Source organism: Zoogloea sp. (assembly GCF_041914405.1).
Lineage (GTDB): Bacteria > Pseudomonadota > Gammaproteobacteria > Burkholderiales > Rhodocyclaceae > Zoogloea.
The window spans coordinates 52,720-64,365 of record NZ_JAYSDK010000024.1 but is presented as its reverse complement, the minus strand read 5'-3'; the positions used below and the strand labels follow the sequence as shown (position 1 = coordinate 64,365).

At 59.4% G+C, this 11,646-nt stretch carries 8 protein-coding genes; 5 read left to right on the top strand and 3 right to left on the bottom strand.

The annotated features are described in order from the left end of the window. The first annotated feature begins 13 nt into the window (after positions 1 to 13). A complete protein-coding gene (locus tag ACE3RX_RS15005; protein ID WP_374485359.1) occupies positions 14 to 1,021 on the top strand; it encodes an NAD-dependent epimerase in 1,008 nt (335 codons plus the stop codon). Between the two features lie 69 nt (positions 1,022 to 1,090). Here ACE3RX_RS15005 and ACE3RX_RS15000 read toward each other — a convergent pair whose 3' ends face one another. From ACE3RX_RS15000 to ACE3RX_RS14990, 3 genes are all read right to left on the bottom strand, one after another. Beyond that, positions 1,091 to 2,329 (bottom strand): tetratricopeptide repeat protein, encoded by a 1,239-nt coding sequence (locus ACE3RX_RS15000; RefSeq protein ID WP_374485355.1) that lies wholly within the window; start codon positions 2,327 to 2,329, stop codon positions 1,091 to 1,093. Next, on the bottom strand, positions 2,326 to 4,146 hold the full coding sequence (locus tag ACE3RX_RS14995) for a CHASE2 domain-containing protein (RefSeq protein WP_374485353.1): 1,821 nt from the start codon (positions 4,144 to 4,146) through the stop codon (positions 2,326 to 2,328). Before ACE3RX_RS14995 ends, ACE3RX_RS15000 begins: the two co-directional genes overlap by 4 nt. A gap of 76 nt (positions 4,147 to 4,222) precedes the next feature. After that, on the bottom strand, positions 4,223 to 5,557 hold the full coding sequence (locus ACE3RX_RS14990; protein WP_374485351.1) for a FecR domain-containing protein: 1,335 nt from the start codon (positions 5,555 to 5,557) through the stop codon (positions 4,223 to 4,225). 283 nt (positions 5,558 to 5,840) lie between these two features. On the opposite strand from ACE3RX_RS14990, the gene ACE3RX_RS14985 reads away from it, so the two are divergent. The 4 genes from ACE3RX_RS14985 to ACE3RX_RS14970 form a co-directional block, all read left to right on the top strand. Then, positions 5,841 to 8,729 carry a DUF4214 domain-containing protein gene (locus ACE3RX_RS14985; RefSeq protein WP_374485346.1) on the top strand — a complete coding sequence of 963 codons (2,889 nt, stop codon included), beginning with the start codon at positions 5,841 to 5,843 and terminating at the stop codon, positions 8,727 to 8,729. 217 nt (positions 8,730 to 8,946) lie between these two features. Beyond that, positions 8,947 to 9,537 carry a TIGR02466 family protein gene (locus tag ACE3RX_RS14980; RefSeq protein ID WP_374485343.1) on the top strand — a complete coding sequence of 197 codons (591 nt, stop codon included), beginning with the start codon at positions 8,947 to 8,949 and terminating at the stop codon, positions 9,535 to 9,537. Between the two features lie 759 nt (positions 9,538 to 10,296). Beyond that, positions 10,297 to 10,560, top strand: coding sequence for a hypothetical protein (locus ACE3RX_RS14975; RefSeq protein ID WP_374485340.1), 264 nt, complete (start codon positions 10,297 to 10,299; stop codon positions 10,558 to 10,560). Positions 10,561 to 10,791: 231 nt separating this feature from the next. Further along, positions 10,792 to 11,646, top strand: an 855-nt coding sequence (locus ACE3RX_RS14970) for a DUF4214 domain-containing protein (protein WP_374485338.1), incomplete at its 3' end; no start/stop codon positions are given.

Sequence of the window (11,646 nt, the reverse complement as noted above, 5' to 3'; positions counted from 1 at the left end):
CATTCCCGCAACCATGAAAATCCTCGTTACCGGCGCCGCCGGTTTCATCGGCATGCACACCAGCCAGGTCCTGCTGGGCCGTGGCGACCAGGTCGTCGGTATCGACAACCTCAACGACTACTACGACGTCCAGCTCAAGCACGACCGCCTGGCCCGCCTGACCCCCCACGAGAACTTCCGCTTCGTGAAGCTGGATGTGGCCGACCGGGAAGGCATGGAGAAGCTGTTCGCCGAAGAGAAGTTCGACCGCGTCATCCACCTGGCGGCCCAGGCCGGTGTGCGCTACTCGCTGGTCAACCCCCACGCCTACGTCGAAAGCAACCTGGTCGGCTTCATGAACATTCTTGAAGGCTGCCGCCACAACAAGGTGCAGCACCTGGTGTATGCCAGCAGCTCCAGCGTGTATGGCGGCAACACCAAGATGCCGTTCTCAGAGCACGACAGCGTCGATCACCCGGTCAGCATCTACGCCGCCACCAAGAAGGCCAACGAGCTGATGGCCCACACTTACAGCCACCTGTACGGCCTGCCCACCACCGGGCTGCGCTTCTTCACGGTGTATGGGCCGTGGGGACGCCCCGACATGGCCCTGTTCCTGTTCACCAAGGCGATCCTTGAAGGGCGCGCCATCGACGTGTTCAACCACGGCAAGATGAAGCGCGACTTCACCTACATCGACGACATCGTGCAGGGCGTGGTCAAGACCCTCGACCACACTGCAGCCGCCGACCCGGCCTACAACGCCGACCAACCCGATCCGGGCCGCAGCAACGTACCCTACCGGGTCTTCAACATCGGCAACAACGACCCGGTCGAGCTGATGGCCTTTGTCGAGGCCATCGAGGGTGCCCTCGGCGTGAAGGCCGAGAAGAACTTCCTGCCGCTGCAGGACGGCGATGTGCCGGCTACCTACGCTAACACCGACGAACTCAACGCATGGACTGGCTTCGCACCCGCGACGCCGGTGCCAGTCGGGGTCGGGCGTTTCGTCGATTGGTACCGCTCCTACTACAAGGTCTGATTGCCCGATCGGGCGTGTGGGCAGGGCTGTCCGCTTCGGCGGGACCGTTCTGCTTGCCCGCCGCCTGGCTCAACGCCAAGAGTAGGACCACACGCCTTCGAGCGCATTGCTGGTGTATTCGAAGAGCGGGATGTTGTCGTGGTTTTCCAGGCGGCGGGCCTGAACGCGCCACTCTTCCTGGGACGAAACCGGATGGGCGTAAGTGATGCGGCTCTGGCGGGTGACGGATGCCCGATGGGTTGAAATGATGCCAGGAGCGTACTCTTCGGAGCCCTTGAGGCGCTGCTCACGCATGAAGACTTCCAGGCGGCTGCCATGCGCCATAGGGTAGGCCAGATTCAGCTGCATGCTCCAACCCTCGCGGTCTCCGCCCGGACGGTTGGCTTCGGCGTTATCCTGTACCCGGCCCGCTCCGAGAACATAGCGTCCTGCGCCCAGCTTTCCACTGTGCTGAAGACGTATTTCCAGAACCCGCGAATCAAAAGCCCGGTTCACTTCATAGCGGTTCTGCACGCCGCTCAGATCCAAAGCCCATTCCATATCGTCGCCCCGCATGCTTAGGGGCTCGATCCAGTTCAGATAGGCGCTGTTCTGGAAGCTCTTGCCGTCCATGCGCGAGTGCACGAGGCCTGCTGACAGCAGTGAGGCTTGTCCCGTGCGCCAAGGAACCGGCTGCGTCACTGCGGCTGCCCAGGTGCTGGTGTCGAAAGAGGCGGCCGAAGGAAAGCGCCGCCCGGACAGATAGCCAAAGAGCGTCGTGCCATAGGGACCGACGGGAATGCTCAATTCACCCTCAAGCCCCGCGACGATCGAATCCTTGGAGCGTTGGTTGGCGGCGACTTGAACCTCGAAGGTGTTGCCCGTTGGGCCAAGGAGAACTTGCCCGTAAGGGACGCCGAGGGTGGCATTGGTGTCGCGGCCTAGGCTGACGCTTAATTGACCGCGCAACTTGTTGGGGTGAGGCTTGGGGCAGCCAGTGTTGCGGTAGCGCGTGATCACCTCGCGGATGGCCGGCGGAGGCGAGAAGCGTTCTTCGATATGGCGAAACAACTCTTCAGCGCGGTTCTGGGCGCCGCTCTGGCAAACAAGGATGGCTAGGTCCAGCCATGCGCCGGCGTGATCCGGCAGATCGGTAATGAGTGATTCCAATTGGGTCATCGCCGAGTCCGGATCCTGATTCTCTAGCGCCGAGAGTGCGTCCCGGTAGCGCCGTTCGTCACTGTTCGCCGGGCTGGTAGAGGCTGCTCCGGCAGCGCAAGACAGTAAAAACGTGATGCATACGCAGGCGAGCCAGCCGCCGCGCTTCATGATGCCTCCTCCCGAGTCGCGAACCGGTACACGCCTACGGTTTGCTTTAATCCCCGGATCGGTAAGGTGGCCACGGGCCTCAGGGCATGGTGAGTGGTGAGGGCTACCGTTGCATCGCCGATCAGCACGTCCCACGGGTAGTTGCGGCCCATTTCCTGCAGGCGTGATGCGATGTTGATGCAGTCTCCGACCGCCGTATAGGTGCTGCGGAAGGGCGTGCCCAGGTCGCCGACCAGCGCCCGACCGCTTTCAATGCCGATGCGGGCGCGGATTGGCATTTCACCCTTTTCCGCCCGTTGCCGGTTGAATTCCGCCATGCGTTCGAGAATTGCCCGGGCAGCGTCCAGCGCATGGTCGGCGTGTTGTGGGTCGTTGATCGGTGCGCCCCAGAAGGCCACCAGACCGTCTCCGGTGTATTTGTCCAGCGTGCCTTCCAGCCGGATGATGGGTTCGGTCAGGCAGGACAGGAAGTCCCGCGTCAGCTCGCCCGCGGCTTCCAGCGACAGGCGCTCGGTGTGGCCGGAGTAGCCTTCCATGTCGGCGACCAGCACGGTTACGTCCCGATAGGCGGGGGTGAGCGAATCCATGTCCGGGTGACGCAACAATTCGTCCAGCACCGACTTTGCGACGTAGTGCTCGAAGGTGCGGCGGAGGCGGCGGGCTTCTTTCTGCTGGCGGCTCCACTCATAGGGCAGCACCAGGCCTGCGAGGCAGACATAGGCGGCAAAGCCGGCCAGTGGCGACACCGGAATCCCGATCCGGATGCAACCCCAGACCACCGCGAGCCACAGCAGGCCGCAGGCCACGATGCCCGTGAAGGTGCGCTTGGCACCGCTCAGAGCGGCGAGCAGGGTCAGGCCGGCCAGAGTCGCCAGCAGCCAGGCGACAGGGAGCGGGTGCAGCCAGGCCGGCAGGGGTGGCGTTTCCTGCGCATCGAGCAGCGCGGAGAGCGCCACAGCATGCACCATCACCCCGGTGGTGGAGGGGTGTAAGGGTGTGGCGACCCGATCCGTCAGTCCCAGTGCCGACGCTCCGATCAGAACCCGGCGTCCTTCCAGGAGCGTCCTTGGCGCCCCATGTTCTAGGACGGCGCGCGCCGGCACCACAGTGTAGGAGCTGAGTCCGTACCGGTACGGCAGGCGCCAGTCTCCTCGCATATCCGTCAGCTTGGCGGCGCCTGCCAGCGCACCCTGATCTGTGCAGTCAGACAGCAGCGCTAGACTCAGGCTGGGGTAGGCGTTGCCTTCCGCCTGTGCAAACAGCGGCAGGCGGCGCACGATCCCGTCCGGATCTGGGGCAAAGCCGATGCTGCCGACGCAATTTGCCGTTCTCAGTCCGCCATGGTTGGCAATCCAGCCGGTCGCAGGGTGGGGTGTCAGTCTGTCGTGCAGCGCGGAGGGCGGCAGGCCGCCGCTCAGCGTGCCGATATGCAGAGGGCGGTCGCGGGCAACAAAATCCAGTGCGGCCGCCAGCACCAAAGGGCCGCTGTTTGCCAGGGCGTTCAGGCGATCGTCGCCCGCAGGGTCTCCTGCCTCGGGCAACACCATGTCCAACGCCACCGCCGCAGCACCATAGTCGGACAGAACGGTTTCAACTAGCGTGGCCAGCGTCGTGCGCCGCCACGGCCAGCGTTCCACGCTGGCCAGGCTGTCGTCGTCAATATCTACAACTGTCAGCCGTGTTTCAGCTGTATCGTGGGTCGCGGCGCGTATGGCGGTGTCGCGCAGGCTTTCGTCGAGGTTGGCGATGAATGCGGGCGGCGTACTCCAGCTGCTGAGGCCGATGGCCAGGCAGGCGGACAGGGCCAAAGCGGCCATACGCCCCTTGCCGGGGCGCCTCAGCACAGCAAACCCTCAAGCCCGGAACGGGAGCGCGAGAGGTGTCGCGAGGTCTTCAACGTGTCCAGTAGGTCGCGCCGACCGCGTTGATCTGCTCTGTTACCGCCTTCTGGTAGAGATAGGCTGCCTGGCTGCCCTGCGGGCCGGCCAGGGTGCCGCGGATGTACGTGTCAGACTTCATGAAATCGCTGGCCATCAGTCCGCTGGAGCCGACCGAGCCGCTTGCTTTTACGGTGGTCTGCAAGGTCGCGCCGGTGAGCGTCATGCCGGTCTGGAAGGTTCTTTTCGCAAAATCGATGTTCAGGCTGGCGTTGCTCGCCACCGCGTTTTCAAGCACGGCACCGCTGGCCGTGCTGGTGAAATAGCCTTCATGGTCGCGCAGTACAAAACTGGCTGTGCCTTCGCGCGGTAGCGTGGTTGCTGCGCCCGCGCCCTTGATCAGGGCAAACGGTCCCAGCTGCGAAATCAGGCTGCCGTCGCTCAGCATGGCGTCGGTGACTTTTGTATTCGCGGGAAGATTGGCCACGGCCGTCCAGCGTCCCCAATTGACCAGCCTCGGTGCATCGGCCGGCAGGGTCGGGTCTGGTGTGGGCGGCGGAGTAACGACAACAGGCGGCGTGGGCGTAGGGGCTGGCGCGCTTTCCGGGGTAGGCAACTGCCCGGCCTGCGGGCCGCGGTCGGTCGTCGGGTGGCCGGAACCCTTGCCGACCAGTTCATCCACCATCGGCGGCGCGATGCGATCAGGGGCAAGTGAGCGTGAGCGCACATCGAGCTGTTCCGGCCGGGTCTGGCCGCTGTGGATTTGCAAGATGGCGTCCGGTGTATGGGCGGAAAGCTCCACTGCGCCGGAGCAGGGGCCGCTGCCGCTGGGCGCGCAGTCGCCGCCGAAGCCGCTCATGGCAATGGCGCCGCTACGCACCGTTGCCCGGGAAATAGCGGAATCCGTATAGACGGAGAAGTCGGTGCCGCGGATGCCAATGGCGGCAACTGGCGTGTTGAAGCGGAAATGCTCCTTGGCCTGTTGCACGCCCTGGCCCGACACGGCCCGCGCCACGCCACGCAGCAACTCGATCTTGGCGCGGGTCTCCGTCGGCCTGGCCGGGTCGTACTGGTACTGGGTAATCTGCGCCTCGGTGTTGGGGCGAAGGATCAGGAAGCCGCGATCGGCAGTCCGCAGATAAAGGTAACCATCCGGACCAGTGATCAGGCGCTCGCCCTCCTGCACCGCATCGCCCGCCCGCAGGGCACGCGCCGGGGTGCCGGCCTGCACCTTGCCCGCGACGAATGTGACCTCTGCTGCGGTGCCGGCCCAGGCGCCGAAACAGGCCGAAACCAGGGCGGCTGCGACCCCAGCCTGCCGCTGGAGAAGGAGACGTAAAGCGCTATGCATGATAATGCCTGCCTTTGAATATGCTTCATTTTATTGCAGGCGCGGGGTCTACGCGAGCCTCGAATGGGCGTGTGATATATTGCCGTGCTATTTTTACTCGGCGAGGCATGCCTAGACCATGGGTTTGCAGTCGCAAAATAGGCAATCTGCGATTTTGTGATGGTGGTCACACCGTGGCGAAAGTACCGCCGGTAATGTGCGGCTTGTCGTTCGCTCCGGCGTGGCAGTCCATAGTCGAGTGAATATGCCCTAGCATTTATTTGTCTTAACTCGGAGAAGCTATATGGCAACGCAAGAAAGCCTGGACCTGGTCCAAAAAATCTACATCGCTTACTACGGTCGTCCTGCTGACCCGCTGGGCCAGTCTTACTGGGCTGACGCGATCGACGCTGCCAACGGCGACGCCGCTGCTGTGATCAACGCTTTCGGTACCTCCACCGAAGCCACCAACATCTACGGCAACCTGGGCGCTGCTGCTGCTGTCAACAACCTGTACAAGCAGCTTTTCGGCCGTGACGCCGATGTCGCTGGCCTGAAGTACTATGTCGAAGGTCTGAACGCCGGCACCTTCACGCTGGCCGGCATCGCGCTGACCATCGCCAACGGCGCCACCGGCACCGACGTCACCACCCTGAACGCCAAGATCGCTGCCGCCAACGCCTTCACCGCCGCGGTCGACACCACCGCTGAAATCATCGGCTATGCCGGCGCTGCCGCCGCCACGCAGGCCCGCACCCAGCTGGCGACCGTGGTCGATGCTGCTTCCCAGACCACTTACGTTACCAACGTCGACACCAACGTTGCCAACGTCGTGAGCACTGGCTCTAACAGCCACGGCGACTCCTTCACGCTCACTCAAGGTCTGGACACCATTCCCGGCACTAACGGTAACGACACCATCAACGCTTACGCTTTCAACAGCGTGACCGGTGCCGACGTGACCACCCTGAATTCTGTTGACACCATTGACGGTGGCGCTGGCAACGACACGCTGAACATCGAAGTCAAGACTGTTAACGGCAATACCTACAACGGCTCGCTGCAAGGCACTGTCAAGAATGTCGAGACCATCAACATCGACAACACCGGTGCTACTGCCGCTGCTACCACGCTGAACAACGCTAACAACGCTGTCGACGCCTCCAAGTTCGTTGGTGCGACCGCGATCAACCAGATCTCCAAGGCTGCCAATGTAGAGAAGCTGGCTGATGGCACGACCGCTGGTTTCAAGGGTGTTGCCGCGACCGCTCAGGCTAATCTGACCGTAACCGCTGCTGATGCTGCCGCTACCGCCAAGGTTGCGCTGGATGCTGTGATTGGCGATGCCGCTACCGGTAATGGCACCGTTGAAAACCAAGCCGTTCTGACCGTTGAAGGCAAGGCGCTGAACAGCGTGACCGTTTCCGGTACCGTTGCCCAGGCTGACACCGCTGCTGGCAAGGCTGCTGCCTCTCTGAACCTGACCGTCAATGCGGGTACGGCCGTTACCTCCGTTGCTGTGAACACCGCAGTCAAGACCTCCTTGACGGTTGGCAACGTTGCGAACAACACCGCTTCCGTCAACACGGTGAATGCATCTGCCTCTACCGGTGGCATCACCTTTAATGTCACCAACAATGCTGTCGCTAACGCTACGGGTATTGCCTCCCTGACGACTGGTTCTGGTAACGATGTGGTTGGTCTGGACACGCTGTGGAGCGCCACGACCACTGCCGCTTCCGTTACGACGGGCGCAGGCGACGACAAGATTTACGTTGATCTGTCAAATAACAGCGGTAACGGATACACCGCTGCCACTGTTGCTAGCACCGTGACCGTGGATGCTGGTGACGGCAACGACACCGTTACGCTGAACCGCGCTGCAGACACCAAGGTGACCTACACCGTCAACGCTGGTGCAGGCGATGACAAGGTCGTGCTGTCTTCCGGTCTGTCTTCCGTTGCTACGACGGACGTGATCGATGGCGGTGCTGGCTCCAACACCATCGTTATGGCCGGTCTGACCCCGGTCGCTCAGGACTACATCGCTCTGAACGACACCTTGAAGAATTTCCAGTCGATCGAGTTCACCTCTGCGGCTACCGTTGATGCTTCCAAGATGACGGGCTATAAGTCTTTCACCTTCGATGCGGACAACGCTGGTAACAGCACGATCACCAAGGTTGCCGCTGACCAGTCTATCGTTGCTTTCGACACGCTGACCGCCACTGCTGCCGGTTACACCGCTGCGACGGCGAATGCTGCCGTGATCTATGGCGGCACCCTGAACATCACTGAAAAGGCTGATGAATCGGCTGTCACCGCCAGCGCTGACACGGTCAACCTGACGGTTGCTGCTGTTGCAACGACTAGTCATGGTAGTGCCGCCAATGTGGGCTCTGCCCTGAATGGTGACGTCAAGACCGCCGTCGTTACCCTGACCAACGCCGTTGATGCTGATGCTGCTGGTACCACCCTGCACGACAACATTGCCAGCATCTCCATCGACGCCAACGACACGAAGGCTGACAATAACTTCACGACTCTGGGTGGTCTGACCTCCCTGACCCTGAAGGGTAACGGTTCGGCTCAGGTCACCAACGAAGCAACCGGCAAGCTGGCAACGGTTGATGCTTCCCAACTGGGTGGCACCTACACCGTGACGGCTGACAACCACACCAAGGGTGCAGCTACTGCTGGTCTTTCTTACACCACGAGCAACGAAGCAACTGTCGAAACCATTACCTTGGGGAGCGGTAAGGACTCGCTGACGTTCGGCGCTAGCTTGGGTTCTCTCGGCTCCAGCCAAGCCCATACCGATACTGTGACTGGTCTGAATCTGGTTGCTGGTTCTACCGCGGGTACGCTGGACTTCGCTAAGTCTGACTCGATCACGGTTCTTAATGTTGCTGCTGCTAATGGAGCACTTGTCGATTTCGCCAAGTACGACCTGACGACTGCTCAGCAAGCTAAGACTCTGGGTCAGGTGCTGACTGACATCGTTTTGGGTGAAGCCAACAACACCGCTGCTCACGTGACCTTCCAGTATGGCGGCAATACGTATGTGTTTGCCGATCAGGCCGTTGGTAATGGCGCTGCCGTTGGTCAAGTTGATGGTTCTGACGTGCTGATCAAGCTCACCGGCACGGTTGACACCACTCTGCTGGCGCTGGCTCTGAACGGTCAAGCTTAATCGCTTGAAAGACTGGCACCTGCCCTTTGGTAGGTGCTTAAGGTGAAAGCCTGTAAAACCCCCGACTCTCACGAGGAGTCGGGGGTTTTTTAGTTGTATTTTTCAGCATGACGGTATAGCTGTAGGCAACTCCATCTGGAAATAGCGTGGTAAGGCGCCGTCGCCTGGCGGAAAAAGTTCGGCGTCTCAGGAGACGCGCCTACCAGGAAGGCTCACGATGAATATTCAAGTAGTTCCCAATGATCTTTTTGTAACGCGGATATGGCAATTTGAATTGGGTGGGTTGGCGGAAAACTTTGCCGCATGGGAGCGTGCTATTCGTTCATGGCGTGCCGAGGCGCCTTTGCCAGCAGGGCGCTCAAACAGAAGTGGATGGAATAGCGCGCCAACGCTGTTCGATCAGCCCATATTTGCCCCTTTGCGAGACATTGCGCTTCAGTGTTTCAGGCATGCCATTACCGAAATGAAGCCCACTAAAGCCATTAGTTTTGGCTTGCAAGCTTGGGTAAATATGCACGACACCGGGGGGCACAATATGCTTCATGCCCATCCGAACGCACTTTTGTCTGGTTGCTTTTACTTGACCGTTCCTGATGGTAGTGGAGGCATAGTGTTTCGCGATCCCCGGCCAGGGGTCGTGCTCACCTCATTTCCAGGTTCAGGTTGTAATTGTTCAAACGACGTTGGGTGCCAACCGAAGCCCGGACAACTGTACGTCTTTCCGCATTGGCTTGAGCACCGGGTCGAAACCAATGCATCTCAAGAGTCACGTATTGCAATTGCGATAAATGCTGCGGAGACAAAGTAATTCTATTTCATCAAGAGAAGCCTCGAAGGCTGGGTAGATGTCGCCTAGATTGCTCTGCTCATGTGGACTAATGGTTTTATATGAAAAATCGCACTACGCGATAGAGTAATCCAATTTTTAATAACAAAAGGCGTGCTTAACGCCAATAAATGATTGTGCTGAATGACGAAATACATGCACTGCGTGGCGGACTACCTGAAGTGTATGGCTCAGGTTTTTGGCATGTAACTAAAGCATTTGGCGTTGTGGTTGGACGTATTGGAGTTCTTAAGTGTGCTCTAGGCGCTGCGTGGAGAAAATCGGTCAGCCAAGACTGAACTCTCTACTTCACATTCAGCATTGCTGACGCCCGACCTTAAGACGGTGGAGGAAGCGCAGTAGCTTGAGGACGTCCTCCGCTCCGGTACATCTTCAAGAATGCCTTTCGGGTTATGTTGATGTCGGCGTGCTTCGGACTGGTATTGCCTCCCTGGCGACCGCCGCTTCCGTTACGACGGGCGCAGGCGACGGCAAGCCGGGTGATCCCGGCCATGGCCGGGATCACCCGAAACTCGCCTCGAACACAAAATTCCTGACACTCCCGTTTTTCATATGGAAGAATGGTTTCTTCACCTGAAAAAATGATTCCCCATCATGAAAAACTGTTTTTCCCATCTGTCAAACGTGTTTTGTCATATGGAAAAAACACTGCGTCACGCCACAAACCGATTTTTTCACATGACAAAAAGTGTGCGACACGCCGCTGGATGATTCCGACACATGACAGAATGCCTGCGTCACGTGTCGGAATGGTTCTGGCATGTGGCTGAACGTTTTCGACATATGGCTGAGGGATTGGGTGGCGTATCCCGCTGGTTTTGTCATGTGATGCAGCACTTTTTTCATATGAAAAAACCTTTTTACCATATGAATAGAGGGTTTTGTGGCGTGAAAGAATGTTCCGGCGGCGTGGCTGGCGAACTGTTCGTACGCCTCCACGGTGAGCCTTGTGCCTGGCTTGGCCTGGCGTGTTTGGGCGAATGAGTTCGCCCCCACTGGGGGAGAGAAGCCCTGCGGTGCTGCTGGACTTTGGGATAGGCTGGGGAGGAGGCTGCGGCCAGGTGCTCAGACCCTCTTGATGACCTGAACTTGGAAAGCGCGCAGTGCACACTGAGGCTTGGTGTGGGGGTTTAATGCGGTTACCATCTTCACGGTGTAACAAGGTGGTGGCAATCACGTGGTGATTTTATAACCGTTCTGGATAAGGATGTTTCGGTGCCTGCACAAGATTACGTTAATGAAGTTCAGCAGCTTTATATTGCCTATTTTGGGCGCCCGGCTGATTACGCAGGCCTGAATTACTGGGCCCAACAGTTTGAATCGGCGAGCGGAGATGCGAGTCGGATTGTTTCTGGCTTTGCCAACTCTCCTGAATCGCAAGCGTTGTTCGGACCAATGGGGTCAATTCAAGCGCGTGTAACGGCTATTTATGAGCATGTTTTGAACCGTGCTCCCGATCCTGCTGGCCTTGATTTCTACGTAAATGCCGTATCGAATGGTTTGTCTCTGGGCATGCTTGCACTGGAGGTGTTGAAGGGTGCGAGCGGACAGGATGCGCCGTTGATCCAGAACAAACTGGCGGCAGCCAACAACTTCACCAACCAAGTCCGTCAGTATGAGGGTGACACCGCAGCGGCTGTGGCGCGGACCTTCTTGTCGCAAGTAACCAGCGATCCCAATGCGACGAGTTCGTCGAGCAGAACAATTGCGGGCTATGTGCATGCCACGGAAGACGCGACCTCCAACCCAGGTATCTTTGCCAACCACCTTGGCAATGGTGTGCTGAGCGATTTGAACGTGATGGAGCCCTACCTGACCGATCCGGTCGCGGGAACGGCTAGTCCGACGTTTACGGTGACTAATAATGCGGGCACGCTGGCGTTTGGTGGTACTGCGGCTGGTGACATCACCTTTACGGTTGCATCTGACGGTACAGCAACTTTTGTCCGTGGTGGTGTAACAGCATCCACGACGGTGGCAATTTCTAACATCACTTCAGCTGGCGGCAGTACCATCAAGCTGAGCGCGAATGCCACCGACCTGTCGACCACCGATGCGACGACCCTGGAA

Coding starts and splice junctions, on each gene's coding strand:
- ACE3RX_RS15005 (WP_374485359.1), top strand. CDS start 14: ATGAAAATCCTCGTTACCGGCGCCGCCGGTTTCATCGGCATGCACACC.
- ACE3RX_RS15000 (WP_374485355.1), bottom strand. CDS start 2,329: ATGAAGCGCGGCGGCTGGCTCGCCTGCGTATGCATCACGTTTTTACTG.
- ACE3RX_RS14995 (WP_374485353.1), bottom strand. CDS start 4,146: ATGGCCGCTTTGGCCCTGTCCGCCTGCCTGGCCATCGGCCTCAGCAGC.
- ACE3RX_RS14990 (WP_374485351.1), bottom strand. CDS start 5,557: ATGCATAGCGCTTTACGTCTCCTTCTCCAGCGGCAGGCTGGGGTCGCA.
- ACE3RX_RS14985 (WP_374485346.1), top strand. CDS start 5,841: ATGGCAACGCAAGAAAGCCTGGACCTGGTCCAAAAAATCTACATCGCT.
- ACE3RX_RS14980 (WP_374485343.1), top strand. CDS start 8,947: ATGAATATTCAAGTAGTTCCCAATGATCTTTTTGTAACGCGGATATGG.
- ACE3RX_RS14975 (WP_374485340.1), top strand. CDS start 10,297: ATGACAGAATGCCTGCGTCACGTGTCGGAATGGTTCTGGCATGTGGCT.